At 60.1% G+C, this 24,550-nt stretch carries 21 protein-coding genes and 1 pseudogene; 7 read left to right on the forward strand and 15 right to left on the reverse strand.

Going from position 1 to position 24,550, the window contains the following annotated elements; genetic code table 11:
• Positions 1–73 precede the first annotated feature (73 nt).
• From AC1Z1G_RS03145 to AC1Z1G_RS03155, 3 genes are all read left to right on the forward strand, one after another.
• The gene (locus AC1Z1G_RS03145; protein WP_483624794.1) at positions 74–856 is read left to right on the forward strand and encodes an AraC family transcriptional regulator; all 783 of its coding nucleotides are present in this window, start codon (positions 74–76) and stop codon (positions 854–856) included.
• 78 nt (positions 857–934) lie between these two features.
• Entirely contained in the window at positions 935–1,243 is a 309-nt protein-coding gene (locus tag AC1Z1G_RS03150; RefSeq protein ID WP_483624795.1) for a PsiF family protein, read from the forward strand.
• Between the two features lie 168 nt (positions 1,244–1,411).
• Positions 1,412–2,425, forward strand: a complete 1,014-nt coding sequence (locus tag AC1Z1G_RS03155) for an AI-2E family transporter (protein WP_483624796.1) — start codon at positions 1,412–1,414, stop codon at positions 2,423–2,425.
• A 145-nt stretch (positions 2,426–2,570) separates the two neighbouring features.
• Here the strand turns inward: AC1Z1G_RS03155 and AC1Z1G_RS03160 are convergent, their stop codons facing one another.
• Entirely contained in the window at positions 2,571–3,845 is a 1,275-nt protein-coding gene (locus AC1Z1G_RS03160) for an Hsp70 family protein (protein WP_483624797.1), read from the reverse strand.
• A gap of 296 nt (positions 3,846–4,141) precedes the next feature.
• Here AC1Z1G_RS03160 and AC1Z1G_RS03165 point away from each other — a divergent pair, with 296 nt between their 5' ends.
• Positions 4,142–5,092, forward strand: a complete 951-nt coding sequence (locus AC1Z1G_RS03165) for a DnaJ C-terminal domain-containing protein (RefSeq protein ID WP_483624798.1) — start codon at positions 4,142–4,144, stop codon at positions 5,090–5,092.
• A gap of 44 nt (positions 5,093–5,136) precedes the next feature.
• Entirely contained in the window at positions 5,137–5,442 is a 306-nt protein-coding gene (locus tag AC1Z1G_RS03170) for a chaperone modulator CbpM (protein WP_483624800.1), read from the forward strand.
• Positions 5,443–5,540: 98 nt separating this feature from the next.
• On the opposite strand, the gene AC1Z1G_RS03175 is transcribed toward AC1Z1G_RS03170, so the two are convergent.
• Positions 5,541–6,407 carry an RHS repeat-associated core domain-containing protein gene (locus AC1Z1G_RS03175; protein ID WP_483624802.1) on the reverse strand — a complete coding sequence of 289 codons (867 nt, stop codon included), beginning with the start codon at positions 6,405–6,407 and terminating at the stop codon, positions 5,541–5,543.
• A 138-nt stretch (positions 6,408–6,545) separates the two neighbouring features.
• Between AC1Z1G_RS03175 and AC1Z1G_RS03180 the strand changes: the two are divergent.
• Positions 6,546–6,788 (forward strand): annotated as a pseudogene (locus AC1Z1G_RS03180) (chaperone modulator CbpM); the annotation flags it as partial.
• A gap of 249 nt (positions 6,789–7,037) precedes the next feature.
• On the opposite strand, the gene AC1Z1G_RS03185 reads toward AC1Z1G_RS03180, so the two are convergent.
• On the reverse strand, positions 7,038–8,174 hold the full coding sequence (locus AC1Z1G_RS03185; RefSeq protein ID WP_483624804.1) for a sensor histidine kinase: 1,137 nt from the start codon (positions 8,172–8,174) through the stop codon (positions 7,038–7,040).
• Positions 8,175–8,540: 366 nt separating this feature from the next.
• Between AC1Z1G_RS03185 and AC1Z1G_RS03190 the strand changes: the two genes are divergently transcribed.
• Positions 8,541–13,688, forward strand: a complete 5,148-nt coding sequence (locus AC1Z1G_RS03190) for an NEL-type E3 ubiquitin ligase domain-containing protein (RefSeq protein WP_483624805.1) — start codon at positions 8,541–8,543, stop codon at positions 13,686–13,688.
• A 62-nt stretch (positions 13,689–13,750) separates the two neighbouring features.
• On the opposite strand, the gene ureC is transcribed toward AC1Z1G_RS03190, so the two are convergent.
• The 12 genes from ureC to urtA form a co-directional block, all read right to left on the reverse strand.
• Positions 13,751–15,451, reverse strand: a complete 1,701-nt coding sequence (gene ureC, locus AC1Z1G_RS03195; protein ID WP_483624806.1) for an urease subunit alpha — start codon at positions 15,449–15,451, stop codon at positions 13,751–13,753.
• Positions 15,452–15,592: 141 nt separating this feature from the next.
• Positions 15,593–15,898, reverse strand: a complete 306-nt coding sequence (locus AC1Z1G_RS03200) for an urease subunit beta (RefSeq protein ID WP_483624807.1) — start codon at positions 15,896–15,898, stop codon at positions 15,593–15,595.
• Entirely contained in the window at positions 15,895–16,428 is a 534-nt protein-coding gene (locus AC1Z1G_RS03205; protein WP_483624809.1) for a GNAT family N-acetyltransferase, read from the reverse strand. Before AC1Z1G_RS03205 ends, AC1Z1G_RS03200 begins: the two co-directional genes overlap by 4 nt.
• Before the next feature lie 6 nt (positions 16,429–16,434).
• A complete protein-coding gene (locus AC1Z1G_RS03210; protein WP_483624811.1) occupies positions 16,435–16,968 on the reverse strand; it encodes an N-acetyltransferase family protein in 534 nt (177 codons plus the stop codon).
• Between the two features lie 9 nt (positions 16,969–16,977).
• Positions 16,978–17,280 (reverse strand): urease subunit gamma, encoded by a 303-nt coding sequence (gene ureA, locus AC1Z1G_RS03215; protein ID WP_483624813.1) that lies wholly within the window; start codon positions 17,278–17,280, stop codon positions 16,978–16,980.
• Positions 17,281–17,473: 193 nt separating this feature from the next.
• The gene (locus AC1Z1G_RS03220) at positions 17,474–18,325 is read right to left on the reverse strand and encodes an urease accessory protein UreD (protein ID WP_483624815.1); all 852 of its coding nucleotides are present in this window, start codon (positions 18,323–18,325) and stop codon (positions 17,474–17,476) included.
• 30 nt (positions 18,326–18,355) lie between these two features.
• Positions 18,356–19,054, reverse strand: a complete 699-nt coding sequence (gene urtE, locus AC1Z1G_RS03225; protein WP_483624817.1) for an urea ABC transporter ATP-binding subunit UrtE — start codon at positions 19,052–19,054, stop codon at positions 18,356–18,358.
• 49 nt (positions 19,055–19,103) lie between these two features.
• Positions 19,104–19,976 carry an urea ABC transporter ATP-binding protein UrtD gene (gene urtD / locus AC1Z1G_RS03230; RefSeq protein WP_483624819.1) on the reverse strand — a complete coding sequence of 291 codons (873 nt, stop codon included), beginning with the start codon at positions 19,974–19,976 and terminating at the stop codon, positions 19,104–19,106.
• On the reverse strand, positions 19,973–21,052 hold the full coding sequence (gene urtC / locus AC1Z1G_RS03235; protein ID WP_483624821.1) for an urea ABC transporter permease subunit UrtC: 1,080 nt from the start codon (positions 21,050–21,052) through the stop codon (positions 19,973–19,975). Before urtC ends, urtD begins: the two co-directional genes overlap by 4 nt.
• The gene (locus AC1Z1G_RS03240) at positions 21,049–21,243 is read right to left on the reverse strand and encodes a hypothetical protein (protein ID WP_483624823.1); all 195 of its coding nucleotides are present in this window, start codon (positions 21,241–21,243) and stop codon (positions 21,049–21,051) included. Before AC1Z1G_RS03240 ends, urtC begins: the two co-directional genes overlap by 4 nt.
• A 73-nt stretch (positions 21,244–21,316) precedes the next feature.
• Complete coding sequence (gene urtB / locus AC1Z1G_RS03245; protein ID WP_483624825.1) at positions 21,317–22,819, reverse strand: urea ABC transporter permease subunit UrtB; 1,503 nt, start codon at positions 22,817–22,819, stop codon at positions 21,317–21,319.
• Between the two features lie 253 nt (positions 22,820–23,072).
• The gene (urtA, locus tag AC1Z1G_RS03250; RefSeq protein WP_483624827.1) at positions 23,073–24,338 is read right to left on the reverse strand and encodes an urea ABC transporter substrate-binding protein; all 1,266 of its coding nucleotides are present in this window, start codon (positions 24,336–24,338) and stop codon (positions 23,073–23,075) included.
• Between the last annotated feature and the right edge of the window lie 212 nt (positions 24,339–24,550).

Consider the following 24,550-nt stretch of genomic DNA (forward strand, 5'->3'; position numbering starts at 1 on the left):
AGCGTGATTATCCGCTTGTCTGGATCAAAGCCTATACTTCGATCCAGACAACCTGCCTCTGATTCCGGACAGCATGAACAGTAAACACATCGATCTGCTGGATTTCAGCGAACTGCCGTCCCCGGTGTACTTCCGTTACGCCGACTTTGACGTTCACGAGTACGCTTCGGCCCACCACCACCCGTGGGGCACGCTGGAGTATTCGGCTCACGGCGTGCTGCACATGGACATCGAAGGCAGCCGCTTCATGTCGCCGCCGCAGTACGCGGTGTGGGTGCCGCCTCAGACCGAGCACAGCTTCTACAGCAACCAACCGGTCAACTATCGGGCTGTCTGCCTGGCACCGCTGCTGTGCCAGGACTTGCCGCATCAGGCTTGCACCCTGGCGATCAGCGACATCCTCAAGGCGATCCTCAAGGACTTTGCCGCCCGCGACGTGAAAATCCCCGAACACCCGGCCGATAAACGCCTGGCCGAGGTACTGGTCGACCAGCTTCAGCAAGCGCCTGTGCATAACTGCTATTTGCCTTACGCCAGCAGCGCCGGATTGCTCGGCATACTCGAAGCCTTGCAGGCCTCGCCAGGCGATAACCGCCCGCTGGCGCAGTGGGCGCAGTTGATCCATGTCAGCGAACGAACCCTGGCCCGGCAGTTCGTTCGCGAGTTGGGCATGAGTTTTGGTGAGTGGCGTCAGCGCTTGCGTTTTCTGGCGTCGATCGAGGCGCTGGACAGTTCCCGCAGCATTCAGGAAATCGCTTTCGACATGGGCTACAGCACGGCGTCGGCGTTTATCGCGATGTTCCAGCGCCAGGCCGATTGCACGCCCGAGCAATACCGCCGGACCAGCCTTGGATAGTAGGTGAAGGTGTAACAAGCTTTGTCTACACTTCACGGAAGGCTGCGCCCATCGGCGCGGTAACAAGGAGAAAACTCCATGAAGATGCTGCGTATCCCTTTGTTGATGATCGGCCTGCTGCTCTGTTCCCAGGGGTTTGCCGCCACCGCCCAACAGAACAAAATGACCACCTGCAATGCCGACGCCACCGCGAAAACCCTCAAGGGAGATGAGCGCAAAGCCTTCATGAGCACCTGCCTCAAGGCTGCACCCGCAGCCAACGATGCCGCCAAGCCGATGACGCCTCAGCAAGAAAAAATGAAAACCTGCAACGCCACCGCCGCCACCCAGGCGCTGAAGGGCGATGCACGCAAAGCCTTCATGAGTGATTGCCTGAAGAAAAAGTAAGCTGCGCCCCCCCTGTAGGAGCAAGTCTTGCTCTCGATGAACGATGACGCGGTCATCAGTTCCACCGCGGGCAAGCCTTGCTCCTACAGGGGTGATGTCATCCGCTCGCTTCAATGCCCGAACGCTGGCAGACTGCCAATCCTTTTACGCCGTTTGTTTTGAGGCTGTATGCCAACGTTTTCTCAGCGTCACGTGTTGCTGTTGGTCAGTTGGGTGATCATTTTTGGTGGCCTGCTGCTGGTGTTGCCCCTGCGATTGTTACCCAGTTTGCTGGCCGGGTTGCTGGTCTTCGAGCTGGTCAACATGCTCACCCCGCAACTGCAACGATTGATCGAAGGGCGGCGTGCGCGCTGGCTGGCCGTGGCCTTGCTGGGCACGCTGGTGGTGAGTGTACTGGCGCTGATTTTTGCTGGTGCGATCAGTTTTCTGCTGCATGAGGCGGAAAACCCCGGAGCTTCCCTGGACAAATTCATGGCCGTGGTCGACAAGGCCCGCGGCCAGTTACCACCGTTCATTGATGCCTACTTGCCGGCCAGTGCCGCCGAATTTCGCGTGGCCATCGGCGAGTGGTTGAGCAAACACCTGAGCGACCTGCAACTGGTCGGCAAAGACGCTGCGCACATGTTCGTCACGTTGCTGATCGGCATGGTGCTGGGGGCGATCATCGCCTTGCAGCGCATCCCGGACCTGACCCAGCGCAAACCCCTGGCGGCGGCGCTGTTCGACCGTTTGCACCTGTTGGTCCAGGCGTTTCGCAACATAGTGTTTGCACAGATCAAGATTTCCCTGCTCAACACCTTTTTCACCGGGATCTTCCTGGCGGTGGTCCTGCCGATGTTCGGGATCAAACTGCCGCTGACCAAAACCCTGATCGTACTGACCTTCCTGCTCGGGCTGTTGCCGGTGATCGGCAACCTGATCTCCAACACCCTGATCACCATCGTCGGTTTGTCGCTGTCGATCTGGGTGGCGGTGGCAGCGCTGGGCTACCTGATCTTTATCCACAAGCTGGAATACTTCCTCAACGCGCGGATTGTCGGCGGGCAGATCAGTGCCAAGTCGTGGGAGTTGCTGCTGGCGATGCTGGTGTTCGAGGCCGCGTTCGGCTTGCCAGGGGTGGTGGCGGGGCCGATTTATTACGCGTATTTGAAGAGCGAGTTGAAGCAGATCGGGATGGTCTGATTCCCGAGATGTATTGCCTGGCAGGGCCCCTTCGCGAGCAAGCCCGCTCCCACATTTGATCGCGAGTGTTCACACATCGTGTGTTCACAGGAGATTCAGTGTGGGAGCGGGCTTGCTCGCGAAGCAGGCGCTGCGGTCTTGCGGATCAGGCCTGAGTGCCGTACCGCTTCATCGCTTCGATCGCCAACCCGCTGCCGATGCTGCCGAAGATGTTGCCTTCCACATGCCGCGCGTTCGGCAGCATCGCCGAGACGCTGTTACGCAGCGCCGGTATCCCGCTCGAACCCCCGGTGAAGAACACCGTGTCGACCTGATCAACGCGCACATTGGCGTCGTTCAACAGTTGGGTCACGCTGTTGCGCACGCGCTCCAGCAAGCCGTCGATGGCCGACTCGAACAGCGCCCGGCTCAGTTCCACGCTCAAACCCGGCTCGATGCGGTCCAGTGGTACGTGACGGTTGTCGGCGTGGGTCAGCTGGATCTTGGTCTCTTCCACTTCCATGGCCAGCCAGTGCCCGGCGCGTTGTTCGATCAGCTTGAACAGGCGGTCGATGCCGCCCGTGTCTTCGATGTCGTAACGCATGCTGCCCAGGGCCAGTTGGGTTTTTTGCGAGTACACCGAGTTGATCGTGTGCCAGGTCGCCAGGTTCATGTGCTGGCTGGTGGGCATGTAGGCGCCGCTCTTCATCCGGCTACCGTAGCCGAACAGCGGCATCACGCCGGTCAGCGAGAGTTGCTTGTCGAAATCGGTCCCGCCGACATGGACGCCGCCAGTGGCGAGGATGTCGTCCTGACGGTGATCCATGCCGCGCCGCTCGGGCGACAGGCGCACCAGGGAAAAGTCGGACGTACCACCGCCAATGTCGACAATCAGTACCAGCTCTTCACGCTCGATGGTCGACTCGTAGTCGAAGGCTGCCGCGATGGGTTCGTACTGGAACGACACTTCCTTGAAGCCAATCGCCCGTGCCACGTCGACCAGGGTGTCTTCGGCTTCTTTGTCGGCCATCGGGTCGTCATCGACAAAAAACACCGGACGGCCCAGTACCACTTCTTCGAACTCCCGGCCGGCTTCGGTTTCGGCACGCTTCTTCAACTGGCCGATGAACAGCCCGAGCAGGTCCTTGAACGGCATCGCCGTGCCCAGAACGCTGGTGTCGTGCTTGATCAGCTTGGAACCCAGCAGGCTCTTGAGCGAGCGCATCAAGCGGCCTTCGTAACCTTCCAGGTACTCGTGCAGCGCCAGTCGGCCGTACACCGGGCGGCGTTCTTCGATGTTGAAGAAGACCACCGAAGGCAGGGTGATCTTGTCGTCCTCCAGCGCAATAAGCGTTTCCATGCCAGGGCGCAGCCAGCCGACAGTGGAGTTGGACGTGCCGAAGTCGATACCGCAGGCACGGGCCGGAGATGCGTTTTTCATGTCTTTCGAGTTCCGGTTAAAAAACGGCCGCGCAGTGTATGCCAGTGCGGCGCAGAATCGAAGGCCGACTATCTGCTAAATCGCAGCTTAAAGCGCCTTGAAAGACTATCCTTGCTCCCCAAACTTACCGGCATGAGCCTGGCAGCCACACCGCGATCAAGTGATCCGCCCCGGCTGCCGATAAACTTCTGATGTGCCGCCCGGTCACAACCTTGAGACCGGTCAAGCCTATGGCCAGGCAAATGACGCAGGCTGTGCAGGCGGCGCGATATCGATAACGGATGGTGATTCCCGCGATGGACTTCAAAGACTATTACAAGATTCTCGGTGTGGAACCGACCGCTGACGATAAGGCGATCAAGGCCGCCTATCGCAAACTGGCGCGTAAATACCACCCCGACGTGAGTAAGGAAAAAAACGCCGAGGCCAAGTTCAAGGACGCTTCGGAAGCCTATGAAGCGCTGAAAAGCGCCGACAAGCGCGCCGAATATGACGACTTGCGCAAATACGGCCAGCACGGCCAACCGTTCCAGGGCCCACCGGGCTGGCAAGGGCGGGGTGGTGCCGGTGGTTTTGGCGGCGGACAGGACAGCGGCGATTTCTCGGACTTCTTCAGTTCGATTTTCGGCAACCGTGGTGGTGGTTTTGGAGGGGGACAGTCGGGCCGCAGTGCGGGTCGTCGAGGGCAAGACGTGGAAATGGAACTGGCGGTTTTTCTCGAAGAAACCCTGTCGAACGAGTCTAAAAAGATCAGCTTCCAGGTGCCGCAATACAATGCCGCCGGCCAGCATGTCAGCAACACCAGCAAAAGCCTGAACGTGAAAATCCCGGCAGGCGTGACCGATGGCGAGCGCATCCGCCTCAAAGGTCAGGGCGCACCGGGTATCGGTGGTGGCGCCAATGGCGACCTGTACCTGACGATTCGCTTCGCGCCGCACCCCAAGTTCGATGTCGAGGGCGAGAACCTCATCATCACCTTGCCGCTGGCACCGTGGGAACTGGCGTTGGGTGCTGAAGTGGCCGTGCCGACCCTGACCGGCAAGATCAACCTCAAAATCCCGGCTGGGAGCCAGAATGGCCAGCGTATGCGCGCCAAGGGCCACGGCCTGCTGAATAAGGCCGGTCATCGCGGTTATCTGTTTGTGCAACTGAAGGCCGTGATGCCCAAACACACCGACGAGGGCGTCAAGGCGTTGTGGCAAGAGCTGGCGAAGAAGGCCGCTTTTAATCCACGGGAGCACTTTTAATCCGCTAGACCCCTTTTGTTCCAAGAGCTACGGAGTCGTTGACTATGAGCAACCCCCTGATCGTTCAACTGGACATGGCAGAATTCTGTGAGGCGACCGATTTGTCGGACGTCTACGTGATCGAAATCGTCGAACACGGCATCCTCGAACCTCAGGGCTCCACGCCCAAGGACTGGCGGTTCAACGATGTTGAGCTGGCGCTGGCCAAACGCGCCGCCAAGTTGCGGCGCGACCTGGAGCTGGAATGGGAAGGCGTCGCCCTGGCGCTCGACCTGCTGGAAGAAGTGCAGCAACTGCGCGCCGAAAACCGGATGCTCAAGCAACGGCTGGCGCGGTTGGTGGTGGAGTAGGCGTCCTCGCAATACGTCAAGGCTCAACCGGTGGAGCCGGGCTCATCAACGATGGTTGCCATTCCGTTGCCATCGTTGATGAGTCAGATTTCCAGCGCCTATTTCTCTGCGTTTCTGATTGCACTGCCTAAATAAGGCAAACTATATCTATTAAGACCGCTCAGTGTGGCGTTGCCATTAGCGTCGTATTTCACAGAGTAGTACCTCGTAGCACCACTTGGTAGCGTCCTTGGTTCGGGAACAGGAGCGAGAGGGAATGCATAAGCTTCACCTTCTATCCAGTTGGGGCTGATGATTCCTACCTGTCCACCAGTGTCATTAACGCGGGGCTGTTGTCTTGGCGGAATCGGAGGGGGGACTTCGCTTTTAAGCCGAGGAGCGATGGGTTTATGAGTCGTTACTTCCGTATGAGATTTTCCGGTGATTGTCGGTATGTTTTCGTGTCTGGCCATGGACGTTGCCCCCTTATCAACGAAAGTCGGATTGGTTACACCCATCGTCATTTCTTTGGATCGCGCCGATAGGGGCGTAGCGGCGGGAGGTACTTGAGCGGTGTTGGAGATGAGGGGGTTTAAGCTAGACGCACTTGGTGACCTGGCTACCCCGCGCGATGACCCTGTAAAAAATTTGAAGAGCCCCATATGCCCCGTCGGATCCGAGGCATTCACCGGATCCCCCACGCAATACATATACGCATTCAACCCACCCTGCCCAAACGGGCTCAAAGTGTCCGGGCTATGAAAGCGCATCAACGTCGGGTTGTAAGCGCGGTAGCCGTTACCCAGCAAATACCAGTTGAGGCGCGGCTCGCGCAGTTCGCCGTTGAACCCCAGGCCCGTCGCAACCGCCTGCTGCGCAGACTGTTGGCCGTAGGCAGAATAGGCGATGGGGTTAGGCTTGTCCCCCGAGAGCTCGGTCAGGATGGAATTTTTGTTGTCGGTTGCCAGAAGGATGGTTCGTTGCATGAAGAGACCTTCCTTGTTGGGCTCGCTCATTAGGGCCTTCAGTTTTACTCGATCAACGTAGCGCTGGGTACTAGCAGATCTGATAGTAACGAAGGGTTGCAGCACGAAGGGTACCCATTCCGGTCAGGAAAAAAGTGGGACGTCTACGTGATCGAAATCGTCGAACACGGCATCCTCGAACCTCAGGGCTCTACGCCCAAGGACTGGCGGTTCAACGATGTTGAGCTGGCGCTGGCCAAACGCGCCGCCAAGTTGCGGCGCGACCTGGAGCTGGAATGGGAAGGCGTCGCCCTGGCGCTCGACCTGCTGGAAGAAGTGCAGCAACTGCGCGCCGAAAACCGGATGCTCAAGCAACGGCTGGCGCGGTTGGTGGTGGAGTAGTTCAGGAATGAACACTTAGCCTGTGGCGAGGGAGCTTGCTCCCGCTGGGCTGCGTCGCAGCCCCACAACCGGCGAATGGGAACCTTTAGAAGTATCCTCACTGCCCGTATTGGGACCGCTTCGCGCTGGAACGCCAGCCTGGTCCCGCGCGAGTGAGCTCCCACGCCACAGCGCAGCCTTGCAGCGAGTCTGGCGGGGCGAGGTTGTCAAGCGTCGGTCTACCAGCCACTGTCTTAACGAAATACACCACTAAAGCACCGCCCGTGACACCCTCGGCAACACCACGCTGAATGTCGTGCCGTCGGTTTCGCTGGAGCTGACTTCAATCGTGCCCTGATGCGCATCCACCACTTGTTTGACGATGAACAAGCCCAGCCCAAGACTGGTGGAAGGGCCGGCGAGTTCTTCACTGGCGCTGCGTACCAGCGGGTCGAAAATCGTCGGCAGTGCGTCGGCGGGGATCGGCTCGCCATGGTTGTGCATGGTCAGCGTCACCTGGTTTTCGCTGCCGATGATGCTCAGTGTCACCGGACGGTGATTGGCGCCGTGCTGCAGAGCGTTGCCGACCAGGTTCTGTAGAAGCTGGTCGAGGCGCGCGCGGTCCCAGACGCCGTGAGTGTCGCCTTCGATTTTCAGTTGTGAGTGGCAGGCGGGCTGCCCGGCATCGGCCTCGTCCAGCGCCGCTTTTGCGGCGGTGGTCAGGTCCATCGGTGCCGGTTCGATGGGCAGGTCGCTGCCCAAGCGGTTGCGCACCAGTTCCAGCAAGTCGTTCACCATCGCCGCCATGTGTCGGGTGCTGCTCTTGATGCTGGTCACGTAGCGTTGGGCGTCGGCGTCCAGCTTGGCCTTGCGCAGCAGTATCTCGGTGGACATGTTCACCGCTTGCAAAGGTGTGCGCAGGTCATGACCCAGAATGGCCAGGAAGATGTCTCGTGAGCGATTGGCCCGCTCGGCGTAGGCCGCGGTGGATTCAGCCAGGGCTTCGTCAATGGCTTCATTGAAACGGATCATGTCCTGCAAGTACGCCACATCCGGCGACTCCAGGCTGTTGACCCACAGGCGAATCACGCTGGCCCGCAAGTGGCGAAATTCAGAGGTCATCTGCACCAGATCAAACCCCACGTTATGCCGAAGTTCGCCATGGCTGGCGGCGGCTTGATTCAGGCTGGGGGTTTTCTCCGGGCCTTCGCCCTTGGCTTTGGCCGCTTGCTCACAGGCCGTTTGGGCGGTACGCATGTCTCGGGCAGCGGCCAACAGGATGGCTTTGGCGTGATCGCGCAAGGTGATGCGGTCGAACGAGTCGTCCGGGGTGATGCCTTTGGCGAATTGTTCCCACTCGTCGACGATGCGATCCACGTGTTGAACGATGAATTCAGCTAAACGCATGGTCGAAGCCTCGGGTAATGAGTGAGCATCATAACGCCATGGCACACACATGAAACAGCGCGTGGCGAGGGCATAAGACCAACGGAAAGTAAGGGTGTTACTTATGTATATTCAGCTCTTTAATAGTTGAACGGTAATGTGATGAGGTGGGCGTGAGGTGAGCAGGTTTTTAGTCTTTTGTTTTAGAGCGTGCTGCTTAAGCTGGTCACTTCTATCGTTATCTTTGGTTATTACATAATGTCTGAATTAAAAGGGTTGGATGACGTTGCGCAAAGTTCAATTAGTCCCGTTGAAAACTGCGGTCCTCACTATGTCCGTATTCTCCAGGCACTGCCGAGAGCCATACAATACGCGCCAGACTCCAGGTTGTTATCACTGGACGCTGCACCCGTAACTTTCCCCGATTGGTACATTCAGGCCTCCAGCCTCAACCGGCACTACCTCAAGGAACTGGTCGAGGAGCGCTGGCGCTTGCAGGCAAAGGTCGACGGCCCGCTGGAAAACTTGCAACAGGACATCCAGGCGTTCGCCAAACCCTTGCTTTCCATGCTCATCTGGTCGAATTTCAACAGCCGTGTCGACGTCAGCACGCTGACACTCAAGCTGTACATTCCGGACAGGATTATCTTTGGCATCGACAGTGGCGCCAGCCGTCAGCGCGAATCCACGTTGCTGGAGGCCGCGCTGCATAACTTCGAAGAACCGGAAACCGCTGCAGATTATTTCAGGACCGGTTCCGGCGTGTATGCCAGAAACTTTCGCGGGGAGTTGAAACTCGATAAAGCGATGACGGTGGCGAAAGTTGCAGCCCTGTGTCGGCGTCTGGACGTGGGCGCGCAGTATCAAACCCATATAAAAAGTGTCCTGTTACCGTCCGATCCAAAGGCGCGGCAATTATTGGAACAGAACGCGGCGGCCGCGCAGAAAGCGTCCTTTAACCTGTGTGCACTGATGGCTTACTTGAAAAAAGACATCAGCGAATATGCCTACGGCAAACTTCAGCAAGTGCGCGATAACAAACGCGATATCACCTTTCATGATCAGCCGCTGCACCAGCATCGATTATCGCTCATGGGCTTCCCGTTGCACGGCATCGTGTTGTTCAGTGCCGTGAGTCAGCCGTCCCGGCTCAAGCCGTTGGTCGATGCTTTGACGCCCGACGCGCTGAAGTTCTGGAGTAACTGGTCGCAGCGCGTGCCGGTACTACCGGGCAGTGATTATGACAAGTTCAAACTGCTGCAATCGTTCCTGGCCAACGGTCCGGCCGGCGTGCAGGAGGACATGCTGCGTCACGACGATATCTATCAGCAAAGCCGTTTGGATGGGCCTGTGATTGCCTATGTGCCGGACGATCCCCTGCACCCGCTGAAAGAGTACAACTCGTTCGCCGATTTCATGAAAGAGCTGATCAGCCAATTGCGCCAGCCGGAGTATCAGGCGTTTTTCAGCCGCTTCGTGAGGCAAAAGGACAAGGGCACATTTTTCGCCCGGGTCAACGAACGTCTGACGCGCATTGTCTGGCAGCAACGCGAGCCGTTGGACATGGGTCCCTGGTGGCGGGAAAGCGCAGTCGAAAACCCCACCGCCGAGCCCATCACCAACCGGATTGCTGGCGATCTGTGGCATTGGCTGTATGTCGAGCAGCGCGATAAAGCCATCGCCGATGCCCGGGTGATCGCAGTACCGACCGGCGACGAGGATGCAACGACACGCTGGAAGCGCCTGACCAGTTATCTGGACATCGGCTGGAACGTCTTCAACTTCGTCGGGATGTTGATTCCGGGCGTGGGCGAAGTGCTGTTGGGCGTGATGGTGGCGCAGATCATCGACGAACTGGTGGAGGGTCTCGAAGACTGGAGCAAGGGCGACCGGGACGAGGCCGCGTCCCACATCAATGGGGTGCTGATCAATTTTGCTCAATTGGCGTTGATGGGGGCCGGGCACGTACTGCCTCGGGGGGGCACGGCGATCAAACCCAGTGCGCTGATCGACAGCCTGAAACCGGTGGAGATGCCCGATGGCAAGACCCGCTTGTGGAAACCTGACGTGGGGCCTTACGCTCACCCGGTGACGCTGTCGGCCAATGCCGTGCCCGATGGCATCGGCCTGTATGAACAGGGCGGCAAGCAGTGGCTGCCGCTGGAGGGAAAAAACTATCAGGTGAGCCGGGACCCGGTGACGGGGCAGCACCGACTGGAGCATCCGCAGCGCCGCATGGCCTACAAACCGCAAATGGAGCACAACAACGCCGGGGCCTGGAAGGTCGAGAATGAGCGGCCGCTGGAGTGGCAAGCGAAACGGTTGATGCAACGCATGAGCAGCACACTGGACGGATATTCGGCACAGACGCTGGGCATGATCCAGCAAGTGAGCGGGGTAGACGAAAGCCTGCTGCGCAGGTTGCATGTCGAGCATGAAGCCCCGCCCGCGCTATTGCGCGATACCGTCCTGCGCTTCAATACCTACGCTTGCGCGGAACGATTTGCGCAGCACATCGAGACTAACCAGATTCCTGACGCGATGGTCGGCTTTGTGCCGCAGGTCATGGTTGAGTTGCCGGGTTGGCCCGAGCGCTGGGCGCTGGAGGTTTTCGAGGCGGCGGATCATTCGGGGGCTTCGTTCAAGCACGGCAATGCCATGGCGTCCGAGCCGATGACGATCAAGGTCAGTCATTCCGAACTGGCTGCCGGAAAGTTGCCCGAACGAGTCATCGAGTCGCTGAACAATACCGAGATTGGCGGCCTGCTCGGCGATCAGGTTGCGCGTGACACGCCTGTACGTATCGAGGCGTTGCGCAAGAAGATGGTCATGCAGGCCGGGAGACACAAGAAAACCGTGTTCGAGGCACTGTACAAAAGTCGGGATCTTTCCAGCGACGCTCGTGTACAGCGAGTGCTCAATGAAGTTCCGGAGCTACCGGCCGGCGCTGCTCAGGAACTGCTGGAGCATGCCGAGCCGGCAGACCTGCAGCACCTGGCGCAAAAGCAGCGCCTCCCGCTGCGCTTGCGTCAACAGGCCCGACAGGTACGAGACCGTGTGCGATTGAATCGGGCGTATGAGGGCCTCTACCTTGAGGAACTGGCCAGTGCCGACTCGCGCAGGCTTGAACTGGGTTCGCTGAGCCGCCTGCCCGGATGGTCCGACGAAGTACGGATCGAGATTCGCGAGTTGGTGTTCGCCGGGAAACTGCACGCCAGTGTGGGGCCGGAAAATGCGCCTATACGCAGGGTGCTGATTCTTGATGAAGACGGACGCTATCAGACGCGGGACGCGGATGATCGACATCTGCACGGCACCGATGAGTTCTACACTTCGGTCTTGCATGCCCTGCCGGATGCGCAGCGCGACGCGTTGGGGTATGGCATTCACGAAGGCGCACGACTCAAGGATGACCTGCAACGCTCCCCCCTGAGCCACGATCAGTTCGCGTCGACGTTGCTTGAACATCCGGTTCGCAAACCGACTTACGATCCGCACACCCAGAAGCTGCTCGGGGGAATGGACGGCTATCGAGGCGTTTCTGGGGAAAGCACCGCACGGCTGCGCGTGCGCAGCCTTTATCCAATGCTCACCAATAAAGAACTCGATACGTTCATCGAGACCTTGCGCCAGGGTGGCATACCGTTTGGCCTGCAGATCCATGGGCTTGAGATCGAATTCAACCAGATGGTTGCAACGCTGGAGCGTTGGGTGAACGGGCCAACCCGGGACTTTCGTTACGGTCCCAGTGGGGTTGCCGAAAGGAGTGAAAGGAAGTTTATTGCCCAAAAGGTCAGGCAGTGTTGGCAGCGTACCGGTCCACGGCACGTGGATGGCAACGGGTACGTGCAGGGTCAGACACTGAATTTGAGCAATTTGAATTTGAATATGCACATTGAAGGTATGCCGGCACTGGAGGCCAATTTCGATCATGTCACCGGTCTGTGGTTGAGCAACACAGGCCTGTCGAGTTTCGAGCAACCTTTTCTAGCGTCGTTTCGCAAAGTCCGCTCGCTGGACCTGTCAAGAAACCGTCTGAGCAGGGTGCCCTCGCGCATCGCCGAGATGCCGCATCTCAAACACCTGGATCTGACAAGCAACCAGATTGTGCTTAACGCCGTCGATCAGCACATGCTCAAGAACCGCACCCAACTGATCTCGTTACGCCTGGGTGAAAACCCTTTGGGGCTATTGCCGGACATCAGCCGCATGCCTGACCTGATTACCCTGGTGTTGACTGACACCGGGGCCAGTACCTGGCCGCCGGGGCTTTTTGAACGGCCACGATTCCGGCACTTTTTCCTGGACTTGCGCCACAACGTACTGACAGACATTCCGCAGGTCACGCCGGGCACGTGGCATGCCGAGTTGTTGGGGCGCACGTGGCTGAGCCGTGAACCCGAATGGATGTCAGCTGAAAATCTGGAAACTCTCAAGGACTACGTTCGGTCCGCGGGCATGGACCCTGACCGTGCTTATCCGCCGGCGGGGATACAGCTCAGCATCCAATGGGAAGAGGGATTGACCCGGCCAGAGTGGGTGAAGAAGCAAGATGTATGGAACGAGGTGGAGGATGAACTCAACTCGCAAGATTTTTTTGAAGAGATCAATGCACTGACCCAGTCAGCCGACTTCACCACCAGCAGGACCTACCGGGTCGCTCTGACGGCCAAGGTCTGGCGCATGCTCGACGCCATGGCTGAAAACGCCACCTTGCGCGAAGAGTTGTTCAAGGAGGCCAACGCGCGTACCCAATGCGTTGACGGTGCTACCCAGTTGTTTAACGTCATGGGTGTGAAGGTGCTGGCTCATGAAGTAATGGCCCTGGGCAATAACGGTTTGATCGAGTCTGAGCTAGTGAACCTGGCAAAGGGTAAGTCGCGGCTGGACGAGCTTGAGCGAATTGCCAAGCGTCACATCGTCGCCCGAGAGGCAGCGGGTGAGCGGTTCAGGCGTGTGGACGACGCAGGTAACGTGACAGGGGAGATTGATGAAGTTGAGGTTCACCTGGCGTTCATGACGGACCTGGCGCAGCGGCTTGACCTGCCATGGCAGGCGCGCGGCATGCAGTTTCGCAAGATCGCGGGCGTCACCAGTGAAATGATCGAGGGCGCCTATCAAAGGGTTCTGGGGTTGGAGGAGGGCGATCTGCTGCGTGATTCGATTGCCGAGCAACCTTTCTGGAAGTCCTTTGTAGAGCGCTTGAACGGTTCACGCTTCCGGGCGATTGATCGCAAGGAGGTTGCCACGGTCGACTTCAAGGAAGCCCTGGATGAGAGAGCCGCCAGCGCGGATCTGTCACCGCAGGAGAGAGCCGGTTTGAAGGAGCGGATCCGCGTGCTGGCCGCCGAACTTGGCCAGCCGGAAAGTGCTTTCGCGCCGGGGCAGGTCATGAATGACGAGGCTTATGCACAAGCGCTGGCCTTGATTAAAAGCGAGCGTGAAACCTTGCTCAAGCAACTGACCCAAGAGGCTATGGACCGGGCAAAAGTGCAACGGATTGAAATCCCTTTCACGGTAGCTTCGCACAGCTGATGACGCTTTGAATCAGGCCCTGACATCGAGGTGTAGACCTCGGTGTCAGGGCATTTTTTTGCTCAAAACAAAAAGTACCGTTGGGCCATCGGCAGCACATCGGCCGGTTCACACCACAGCAAAACCCCGTCGGCCTTGACCTGGTAGGTCTGCGGATCGACGTCGATGTCGGGCAGGTAGTCGTTGTGGATCAGGTCGGTTTTCTGCACGTCGCGGCAACCTTTGACCACGGCGATTTTCTTCTTCAAGCCCAGCGCTTCGGGCAATCCGGCGTCTTGTGCAGCCTGGCTGATGAAGGTCAGGCTGGTGGCGTGCAATGAGCCGCCGTAGCTGGCAAACATGGGGCGGTAATGCACTGGTTGCGGCGTTGGGATCGAAGCGTTGGCGTCGCCCATCAGGCTCGCGGCAATTGCGCCGCCCTTGAGGATCAGTGTTGGTTTCACGCCGAAAAACGCCGGGCGCCAGAGCACCAGGTCCGCCCATTTTCCCACTTCGATGGAGCCCACTTCATGGCTGATGCCGTGGGTGATCGCCGGGTTGATGGTGTACTTGGCGATGTAGCGTTTGGCGCGGAAGTTGTCGTTGCCCTCAACGTCGTCCGACAGGGGACCGCGCTGCTTTTTCATCTTGTCGGCGGTCTGCCAGGTGCGCGTGATGACCTCGCCGACGCGGCCCATGGCCTGACTGTCGGAGCTGATCATCGAGAACGCACCGAGGTCGTGGAGGATGTCTTCGGCGGCGATGGTTTCGCGGCGGATGCGGCTTTCGGCGAAGGCCACGTCTTCGGCGATACTTGGGTCCAGGTGGTGGCAGACCATCAGCATGTCGAGGTGTTCGTCGATGGTGTTGCGGGTGAACGGCCGGGTCGGGTTGGTCGAGCTCGGCAGCACGTTGGCAAAACCGCAGGCCTTGATGATGTCTGGCGCATGGCCGCCACCGGCACCTTCGGTGTGGTAGGTGTGGATGGTACGGCCCTTGAATGCGGCGAGGGTGGTTTCAACGAAGCCCGACTCGTTGAGGGTGTCGGTGTGAATGGCCACCTGCACGTCGTACTGGTCGGCCACGCTCAGGCAATTGTCGATGCTTGCGGGCGTGGTGCCCCAGTCTTCATGCAGCTTGAGGCCGATGGCGCCGGCCTTGACCTGTTCGATGAGCGGTTCCGGCAGGCTGGCGTTGCCCTTGCCTGTGAGGCCGATGTTCATCGGGAAGGCGTCTGCGGCCTGGAGCATCCGCGCCAGGTGCCACGGGCCGGAGGTGCAGGTGGTGGCGTTGGTACCGGTGGCCGGTCCCGTGCCGCCGCCGATCATGGTGGTGACGCCACTCATCAGCGCTTCTTCGATCTGCTGCGGGCAGATGAAGTGGATGTGGGTGTCGATGCCGCCGGCGGTGAGGATCATGCCTTCACCAGCGATCACTTCGGTGCTGGCGCCGATGGCGATGGTCACGTTGGGCTGCACGTCCGGGTTGCCGGCTTTGCCTATGGCCGCAATACGCCCGTCCTTGAGGCCGACGTCGGCTTTGACGATGCCCCAGTGGTCGATGATCAGCGCGTTGGTGATCAGCGTGTCGACCACATCGGCCGCGAGCAATTGGCTTTGGCCCTGGCCGTCGCGAATGACCTTGCCGCCGCCGAATTTCACTTCTTCGCCGTAGGTGGTGAAGTCCTTTTCGACTTCGACCCACAGCTCGGTGTCGGCCAGGCGAACCTTGTCACCGACGGTGGGGCCGAACATGTCGGCGTAGGCTTGACGAGAGATTTTCATGTGCTTGCCTTGGGATTCAATTGTGTTTGAGGCTGTTCGCTTAGCTCACAGATTCGCGAGCAAGCCCGCTCCCACATTCGACCGCATTCCCATGTGGGAGCGGGCTTGCTCGCGAAGGGGCCGGCACAGACACCGAATTACTTAGAGGTCGCCCATGATCCGCCCGGCAAACCCGAATACCCGGCGATGCCCGGCCAGGTCCACCAGCTCGACCTCGCGGCTCTGCCCCGGTTCGAAACGCACGGCGGTGCCGGCCGGGATGTTCAGGCGCATGCCACGGCTGGCGGCGCGGTCGAAGGTCAGGGCGTCGTTGGTTTCGAAGAAGTGATAATGCGAGCCGACCTGAATCGGCCGGTCACCGCTGTTGGCCACGTTCAGGCTCAGGGTGCGACGGCCGGCGTTGAGCTCGATGTCGCCTTGCTTGATCTGATATTCGCCAGGAATCATTCGGGTTGTCCCAGCGTCTTGAAGTAAATGGCGGTCGAGGTGTAACGGCCGTCCGGGCTTTGGCAGTAGTTGGGTAACTCACCGACACGGGTGTAACCAAGGGATTGATAGAACGCCTCGGCCGCAGAGCCGGCTTCGGTGTCGAGGTACAGCAGGCCGCGTTTGTGCTGGCGTGCCGCAAGCTCCAGGGCATTCATCAGTTGTTGGCCAAGGCCACGCCGACGTACTTCGTGCAGCACTTGCAGTTTTTGCACTTCGGCGCGATTGCGGCCATTGGCTTTCTGGCACAAGCCCAGTTGCACGCTGGCCATCACCTTTTCATCATGAACCACCACCCACAGCAGCAGGCTGCCGTTCTCAAGGTCGGCCTGCACCGCGTTGATGTAGGCGCGGGCCTGTGAGTCGTCGAGGTCGGCCAAAAAACCAATCGACGCGCCGTGCTTCACCGCGTCGAACAACAGATCGATCAAACCCTGCCGGTAGTGGGCAAAGCTTTCAGGGGTGACGCGTCGCAGCTGGGCAGTGTTCATGGTGTCTCACTCCTTGTTGATGACGGGGGGCTGGGCGCCGGGGTTGAGGGTCAGTTGCATGAAGGTCAGGTCGAGCCAGCGACCGAATTTTGTACCCACTTGGGGCATCTGCCCGGTGGTGATGAAACCGGCCCGCTCGTGCAAGCGAATCGACGCCGCGTTAGCGCTTTCGATGGCCGCGACCATCACGTGTTTGCCACAGGCTTTGGCGCGCTCGATCAGTGCCTCCATCAGGCGTGGGCCAAGGCCGTTGCCGCGCTGATCGTTGCGCACGTACACCGAGTGTTCGACGGTATGGCGGAAACCGTCGAAGGGCCGCCAGTCACCGAACGAGGCATAGCCCAGCACGTTGTTGTCGGTGTCGACGATCACCAGGATCGGGTAACCCTGGGATTGTCGGGCGTCGAACCAGGCTTGCCGGTTGCCGAGGTCCACGGCCTGCTCGTTCCAGATCGCCGTGGTATTGAGCACCGCGTCGTTGTAGATGTCGCGGATGGCCAGCAGGTCGGCGTGCGAAGCGTCACGGATGTGAAAAATCATGGCTCGGCCTCAGACGATGGGTTGGTGGACGGTGACCAGTTTGGTGCCGTCGGGAAAGGTTGCTTCAACCTGGACTTCCGGGATCATTTCCGGGATGCCCTCCATCACTTGCTCGCGACTGAGCAGGGTGGTGCCGTAGTGCATCAACTCGGCCACGGTCTGGCCGTCACGTGCGCCTTCAAGCAGCGCGGCGCAAATGTAGGCCATGGCTTCCGGGTAATTGAGTTTCACGCCACGGGCCAAACGCCGCTCGGCGACCAGGCCGGCGGTGAAGATCAGCAACTTGTCTTTTTCGCGTGGGGTCAGGTCCATTGTGTGTGTCCATCAGGGCAGATTTGTGAGGTTCTTGCGGCCCCTCACCCTCTCCCAGAGGGAGAGGGGACTGGTTCGGTCGCTTGTCGAGGCTAGGTCAGCCAGTCATATTTTTGGTTACTGCAAAATTCTTTCCAGGCAACACGGTCAGGCCCTCTCTCCCTCCGGGAGAGGGCGGGGGGAGGGAGGGTTCTCAAGTGCTCCATATTCTTGGTGCAACCGCCTCGCGTCCCAGCAACGCGGGACGCAGCAAACGCCACAAATCGATCAGCCAGGCACGGGCGAGCAGCGCCTCGCTGGCCAGGCACCGCGCCACCAGCAGTCCCGGCAATTGGCTCAAATCCCCGCGCACGTCATTGGCCAATGAGCGGCAGGTCTCCAGCAATTCGCTGTCGATTTCGCCGGTCACCAGCAACGTCGCAAACACCGGCTGACCGTCCAGCCCGACCGGTGAATCCAGCAAGCCGTCATTGCCGACAATGCGCTGGCGTTCGTGCCAGATCAACTGGCCGTCGCGACGGATATCGAGTTGCGACTGAAAGTGCCCACGCTCAAAGCGTTCGCCACTGGCCGGGCGCCCCAGGGCCACCACGTCCCAGTAGAACAGCCGCGCATCGCCTTGCAGGTCAATCGAGGTGCTGAGTTCAGCCTGAGCGGCGCTGAACACAATGGTTTCCTGCGCCAGCCACTCCAGCGTGGCGCCGGCGGCTACCTTCAAGTGGAGCTGCTGATACGCAGGTGTCGCGGCGCGATACCACTTGGCGGCGCCTGGGCTGGTCAGTTGCGCCCAGGCATCGGCACCGACGTTTACGTGGATGTCCAGCCGATCACCACCGGCAATGCCGCCGGGTGGGTGGACGATGATGTGCTGGCACACCTCGGGACCTTCGGCGTACAGGTGCTTTTGCACCCGCAGCGGGCCTTTATGGCGACGCAGGACCGGGCGCGTGCTGGTGCCGAACCGGGCGTAGCCGAGCTCCAGCTCCGCGTGCCAGCTCGGCGTGAACAGCGCAGCAGTGATTGAAAGGGGGGCAGGTGCGGTCATGATTTCTTATTATCGTCGGGACGCTACAGACTAGATCGTAACCAGACCGCGCACACCCTCGGCCTCCATATTTTCGCCGCGACCTTGCTGGACGATCTCGCCCCGGGACATCACCAGATAGTGATCGGCCAGTTCAGCGGCGAAATCGTAGAACTGCTCTACCAGCAGAATCGCCATATCGCCCCGCGCCGCGAGCTGTTTGATCACCGCGCCGATCTCCTTGATCACCGACGGTTGAATGCCTTCGGTGGGCTCATCGAGGATCAGCAATCGTGGCCGACTGGCCAGTGCGCGGCCAATCGCCAACTGTTGCTGCTGGCCGCCCGACAAGTCGCCGCCACGGCGTTGCTTCATGTGCAGCAGCACCGGGAACAGCTCGTAGATGAACGCCGGGACTTCCCGGGCTTCGGCACCGGGGAAGCGTGACAGGCCCATCAGCAGGTTTTCCTCCACCGTCAACCGGCCGAAAATCTCCCGACCTTGGGGCACGTAGGCGATCCCGGCATGCACCCGTTGGTGCGGTTTGAACGGGGTGATCGGTTTGCCTTCCCAACTCACGGTGCCGTCCCTGGCCGGCAGCAGCCCCATCAGGCATTTGAGCAGGGTGGTCTTGCCCACGCCGTTGCGCCCGAGCAGGCAGGTGACTTCACCGACCTTCACCTCAAACGTCAGGCCCCGCAGGATGTGGCTACCGCCGTAGTACTGGTGCAACTTGTCGACTTGCAGCATGTTCAAATTCCTTCTGTTTCACACAGTTCCCTGTAGGAGCAAGGACAAATTACCTTCCGAGGTACACCTCGATCACCCGTTCGTTGTCCTGCACCTGTGCAAGCGACCCTTCGGCCAGCACGCTGCCCTGGTGCAGCACCGTGACGTGGTCGGCAATCGAGCCGACGAAGCCCATGTCGTGTTCCACCACCATCAGCGAATGTTTGCCGGCCAGGGTCTTGAACAGCTCGGCGGTGAACTCGGTCTCGGCGTCGGTCATGCCCGCCACCGGCTCGTCGAGCAGCAGTAATTGCGGGTCCTGCATCAGCAGCATGCCGATTTCCAGAAACTGCTTCTGCCCGTGGGACAACAGCCCTGCCGGACGATGGACCGAGGGGCTCAGGCGAATGGTCTCCAGCACTTCGCGGATGCGGTCTTTCTGTTCGCCGTTCAATTTCGCCCGCATGCTGGCCCACACCGACTTGTCGGTTTTCTGCGCCAGTTCCAGATTCTCAAACACGCTCAAGGCTTCGAACACGGTCGGTTTCTGGAACTTGCGGCCGATCCCGGCCTGGGCGATCTGCACTTCGCTCATGTGTGTCAGGTCCAGGGTTTCACCGAACCAGGCCTTGCCATGGCTGGGGCGGGTCTTGCCGGTGATCACGTCCATCAGCGTGGTTTTGCCCGCACCGTTGGGGCCGATGATGCAGCGCAGTTCGCCGACGCCGATGTACAGGTTCAGAGCGTTCAGTGCCTTGAAACCATCGAAGCTGACGCTGATGTCTTCCAGCGTGAGGATCGTGCCGTGGCGCGTGTTCAGGCCTTCGCCGGCAGATTGACCGAGACCGATGGCATCGCGGCTGCTGCCGGCATCCTTGTTCGGCTCAAGTTCTGGATGAAAGGCAGGCTCAAGCATTAACTCGGCCGTCGCAGTGGTGCTCATTGCTCACCTCTCTTTTTCAGCAAACCGATCATGCCCTTGGGCAGGTACAGGGTCACGACAATGAACAGCGCGCCGAGGAAGAACAGCCAGTATTCGGGGAACGCCACGGTGAACCAGCTCTTCATGCCGTTGACCACCCCCGCGCCCAGCAGCGGCCCGATCAAGGTGCCGCGCCCGCCCAATGCGACCCACACGGCGGCTTCGATGGAGTTGGTCGGCGACATTTCGCTGGGGTTGATGATCCCCACTTGCGGCACGTACAGCGCCCCGGCCAGGCCACACAGCACCGCGCTCAAGACCCAGACGAACAGCTTGAAACCTCGCGGGTCGTAGCCGCAGAACATCAGGCGGTTTTCCGCGTCACGCAGGGCGGTCAGCACCCGACCGAATTTGCTGTGTGCCAGCCGCCAGCCGATAAACAGGCTCGCCACCAGCAACAGCACGGTGGCGCAGAACAGCACGGCGCGAGTGCCTGGTTCGGTGATGCCGAAGCCCAGAATCGTGCGGAAGTTGGTGAAGCCGTTGTTGCCGCCAAACCCGGTTTCGTTGCGAAAAAACAGCAGCATCCCGGCGAAGGTCAGGGCTTGGGTCATGATCGAGAAGTACACGCCCTTGATCCGCGAGCGGAACGCGAAGAAACCGAATACCAACGCCAGCAAGCCTGGCGCCAGCACCACCAGGCACAGCGCCCAGAGGAAGCTGCTGGTGCCGGTCCAGTACCACGGCAACTCGGTCCACGAGAGGAACGTCATGAACGCCGGCAAGCCGTCGCCCGAGGCCTGGCGCATCAGGTACATGCCCATGGCGTAACCGCCGAGGGCGAAGAACAGGCCATGCCCGAGCGACAGCAGGCCGGCGTAACCCCAGACCAGGTCCAGCGCCAGGGCGACGATGGCGTAGCAAAGGATTTTGCCGGTCAGCGTCAGCGTATAAGCCGAGACATGAAACGTGCTGTCGGCAGGCAACAATGACAGCAACGGCAACGCCAGCAGCAGGACGAGGATCACCGCGCCAGCGGCAATCGTGACCTTGGGCCCGGCCTTTTGTGTAGCCGTGAGTAGCAGAGGCTGGTTCATCGGGGCGTGCTCACGTCCAGTGACGCACCGCGGTGCTGGCTGTCGGCGTGCCAGGCAAGGCGCGGGTCGCAGGTGGTGGTTATTCCTTCGGCAAGACCCGCAACGCGGCATGGCGCGTCGACAGTCGCAACCCGTAGGGCCGCAGCCTTGATGGCGGCAGGGCTTGCTTTGATGTGGTTGATGGAAAACATATTTCCCTTCCTTCTTGGTATCGCCGCCAGCGAGGCAGTGGCGCGGTCGTCAATGGGCGTGAGCATGCCCCGCTTAGTCGATTACCCGTCCCTTGAGTGCGAAGAGACCTTGCGGGCGTTTCTGAATGAACAGAATGATCAGCGCGAGGATCAGGATCTTGCCGAGCACGGCGCCGATCTGCGGTTCCAGAATCTTGTTGGCGATCCCTAAGCCGAACGCGGCAAACACGCTGCCGGCCAGTTGCCCGACACCGCCGAGCACCACCACCAGGAACGAGTCGATGATGTAGCTCTGGCCCAGATCCGGGCCGACGTTGCCGACCTGACTGAGGGCCACGCCGCCAAGCCCGGCGATGCCCGAGCCGAGCCCGAAGGCGAGCATGTCGACACGCCCGGTAGGCACCCCGCAGCACGCGGCCATGTTGCGGTTCTGGGTGACCGCGCGCACGTTCAAGCCCAGGCGGGTCTTGTTCAGCAGCAGCCAGGTCAGCACCACCACACACAATGCGAAGGTGATGATCACGATGCGGTTGTACGGCAGCACGAGGTTGGGCAGCACCTGAATGCCGCCCGAGAGCCAGGCCGGGTTCGCCACTTCAACGTTCTGCGCGCCGAACACCAGCCGAACAAGCTGAATCAGCATCAGGCTGATGCCCCAGGTGGCGAGCAGGGTTTCCAGCGGCCGGCCGTAGAGGTGGCGAATCACCGTGCGCTCCAGCGCCATGCCGATACTGGCGGTGACAAAAAACGCCACCGGCAACGCCACCAACGGATACAACTCGATGGCCTGCGGCGCGAAGCGCTGGAACAGTAACTGCACCCCGTAAGTGGAGTAGGCGCCGAGCATCAGCATTTCGCCGTGGGCCATGTTGATCACCCCCAGCAGGCCGAAGGTGATCGCCAGGCCGAGGGCGGCCAGCAGCAGGATCGAGCCCAGCGACATGCCGCTGAACGCCTGCCCGAGCAGTTCACCGACCAGCAATTTGCGTTTGACCTGGGCCAGGCTGGTTTCGGCGGCGGTGCGCACGCCGTCATCGGTTTCGACGCCAGGCTGGAGCAAACCTTCGAGGCGGGTGCGGGCCAGTGGGTCGCCGGTTTCGCCGAGCAAACGCACGGCCGCCAGACGCACGGCGGGGTCGCTGTCCACCAGTTGCAGGTTGGCCAGGGCGAGGCTCAGGGCGGCGTGAACGGTGTCGTCTTTTTCGCCTGCCAGTTGCCGGTCGAGGAATGTCAGTTGCGCCGGCTTGGCGCTTTTCTGTAATTGCTGCGCGGCGGCCAGACGGGTTTTGGTGTCGGCGGCGAGCAACTGATGACTGGCCAGTGCGGTGTCGGTCAGACCTCGCAGGCGGTTGTTCAAACGCAGGGTTTTGGCTTGGCCGCCAACGGTCAGTTGCCCTTGTTGCAAGGCGTTGATCAGTTCAACACGGGCCGGATCGGGCTGCGCGGCCCAACTTTCCAACAGCTTGGCTTGCTGCACGGGATTGGCCGCGAGGAAGTCTTCGGCGTCCCCGGCGTGGGTGGTCATTGGCAACAGCAGCGCAATGGCGAGGATAAATCGGTAAAGGGCAGTGGGCATTGGTGGTGTTTCCTTTCTTGCGGTGGCCGATGGAGCGGTGTTCGGCTTTGAATCCGCCCCTCACCCTAACCCTCTCCCAGAGGGAGAGGGGACTGACCGAGTTGTTTGGTCATCAAACATCGACCTGACAATCTTGCGTCGAACTCAGATTCTGAAAGCCATAGAGATCAGCTCCCTTTCCCCCTCTCCCTGAGGGAGAGGGTTAGGGTGAGGGGGATAGATCTCAGCCCCATCCCCAAAACCCAAGTCAGCCTCAGTTGCTCTTCACCGCAAACTCGGGCTTCTTGTCGTTGCCCGGTATGAATGGGCTCCACGGCTGGGCGCGGATCGGGCCTTCGGTTTGCCACACCACCGAGAACTGACCATCGGCCTGAATCTCGCCGATCATCACCGGTTTGTGCAGGTGGTGGTTGGTCTTGTCCATGGTCAGGGTGTAGCCCGACGGCGCGGCGAAGGTCTGGCCGGCCAGGGCTTCGCGGACCTTGTCGACGTTGGTGGACTTGGCTTTTTCCGCCGCTTGCGCCCACATGTGGATACCGACGTAGGTGGCCTCCATCGGGTCGTTGGTCACGGCTTTATCCGCGCCCGGCAGGTTGTGTTTTTTCGCGTAGGCCTTCCAGTCGGCGACGAATTTGGCGTTCACCGGGTTTTCCACCGATTCGAAGTAGTTCCATGCCGCGAGGTTGCCCACCAGGGGTTTGGTGTCGATGCCGCGCAGTTCTTCTTCCCCCACCGAGAACGCCACGACCGGAACGTCGGTGGCTTTCAGGCCCTGGTTGGCCAGCTCTTTGTAGAACGGCACGTTGGAGTCGCCGTTGACCGTGGAAATGACAGCGGTCTTGCCGCCAGCCGAGAACTTTTTGATATTGGCGACGATGGTCTGATAGTCGCTGTGACCGAACGGTGTGTAGACCTCTTCGATGTCTTTGTCGGCCACGCCTTTGGAGTGCAGGAACGAGCGCAGGATTTTGTTGGTGGTGCGCGGGTAGACATAGTCGGTGCCCAGCAGGAAGTAGCGCTTGGCGCTGCCGCCTTCTTCGCTCATCAGGTACTCAACGGCCGGGATTGCCTGTTGGTTCGGTGCCGCGCCGGTGTAGAACACGTTCGGCGACATCTCTTCGCCTTCGTATTGCACCGGGTAGAACAGCAGGCCATTGAGTTCCTCGAACACCGGCAACACCGATTTACGTGACACCGAGGTCCAGCAACCGAACACCACGGCGACTTTGTCTTGGGTCAGCAACTGCCGGCCCTTTTCGGCGAACAGCGGCCAGTTCGACGCGGGGTCGACTACCACCGGTTCGAGCATCTTGCCGTTCACGCCGCCCTTTGCGTTGATCTCCTCGATGGTCATCAGCGCCATGTCTTTAAGCGAGGTTTCGGAGATCGCCATGGTCCCGGACAACGAATGCAGGATACCGACCTTGATGGTCTCGGCGGCCTGGACGGCCCAGGTCATGCCCATCGCGGCAATACTTGCCGAGAGTGTGAAAGCCTTGATCAAGCTGCGACGCTTCATTGTGCGATCTCCATGAACGTATGAATTTTCTGGGTGGCAGATGCAGACGACTGAAGGGGCTTTAGCAAGGGCTGTGCCCGGTCGGGCAAAGGCACGTAAATGGTGGGTTAGAGCGGTTTTATGGTGTGCGAGCGCACCATCGGGGATCAGCTCTGGCGTGTTGGTGCGTTGTGGTGCGCCACCTTGGAGCAAGGGCGGGCACTTACTCTGTG

Source organism: Pseudomonas sp. JL27(2026) (assembly GCF_056933555.1).

Coding starts and splice junctions, on each gene's coding strand:
- AC1Z1G_RS03240 (WP_483624823.1), bottom strand. CDS start 21,243: ATGTTTTCCATCAACCACATCAAAGCAAGCCCTGCCGCCATCAAGGCT.
- urtA (WP_483624827.1), bottom strand. CDS start 24,338: ATGAAGCGTCGCAGCTTGATCAAGGCTTTCACACTCTCGGCAAGTATT.
- urtB (WP_483624825.1), bottom strand. CDS start 22,819: ATGCCCACTGCCCTTTACCGATTTATCCTCGCCATTGCGCTGCTGTTG.
- AC1Z1G_RS03145 (WP_483624794.1), top strand. CDS start 74: ATGAACAGTAAACACATCGATCTGCTGGATTTCAGCGAACTGCCGTCC.
- AC1Z1G_RS03185 (WP_483624804.1), bottom strand. CDS start 8,174: ATGCGTTTAGCTGAATTCATCGTTCAACACGTGGATCGCATCGTCGAC.
- AC1Z1G_RS03165 (WP_483624798.1), top strand. CDS start 4,142: ATGGACTTCAAAGACTATTACAAGATTCTCGGTGTGGAACCGACCGCT.
- AC1Z1G_RS03220 (WP_483624815.1), bottom strand. CDS start 18,325: ATGACCGCACCTGCCCCCCTTTCAATCACTGCTGCGCTGTTCACGCCG.
- AC1Z1G_RS03160 (WP_483624797.1), bottom strand. CDS start 3,845: ATGAAAAACGCATCTCCGGCCCGTGCCTGCGGTATCGACTTCGGCACG.
- urtE (WP_483624817.1), bottom strand. CDS start 19,054: ATGCTGCAAGTCGACAAGTTGCACCAGTACTACGGCGGTAGCCACATC.
- AC1Z1G_RS03210 (WP_483624811.1), bottom strand. CDS start 16,968: ATGATTTTTCACATCCGTGACGCTTCGCACGCCGACCTGCTGGCCATC.
- AC1Z1G_RS03155 (WP_483624796.1), top strand. CDS start 1,412: ATGCCAACGTTTTCTCAGCGTCACGTGTTGCTGTTGGTCAGTTGGGTG.
- AC1Z1G_RS03175 (WP_483624802.1), bottom strand. CDS start 6,407: ATGCAACGAACCATCCTTCTGGCAACCGACAACAAAAATTCCATCCTG.
- AC1Z1G_RS03205 (WP_483624809.1), bottom strand. CDS start 16,428: ATGAACACTGCCCAGCTGCGACGCGTCACCCCTGAAAGCTTTGCCCAC.
- AC1Z1G_RS03150 (WP_483624795.1), top strand. CDS start 935: ATGAAGATGCTGCGTATCCCTTTGTTGATGATCGGCCTGCTGCTCTGT.
- AC1Z1G_RS03200 (WP_483624807.1), bottom strand. CDS start 15,898: ATGATTCCTGGCGAATATCAGATCAAGCAAGGCGACATCGAGCTCAAC.
- urtC (WP_483624821.1), bottom strand. CDS start 21,052: ATGAACCAGCCTCTGCTACTCACGGCTACACAAAAGGCCGGGCCCAAG.
- AC1Z1G_RS03170 (WP_483624800.1), top strand. CDS start 5,137: ATGAGCAACCCCCTGATCGTTCAACTGGACATGGCAGAATTCTGTGAG.
- ureA (WP_483624813.1), bottom strand. CDS start 17,280: ATGGACCTGACCCCACGCGAAAAAGACAAGTTGCTGATCTTCACCGCC.
- ureC (WP_483624806.1), bottom strand. CDS start 15,451: ATGAAAATCTCTCGTCAAGCCTACGCCGACATGTTCGGCCCCACCGTC.
- urtD (WP_483624819.1), bottom strand. CDS start 19,976: ATGAGCACCACTGCGACGGCCGAGTTAATGCTTGAGCCTGCCTTTCAT.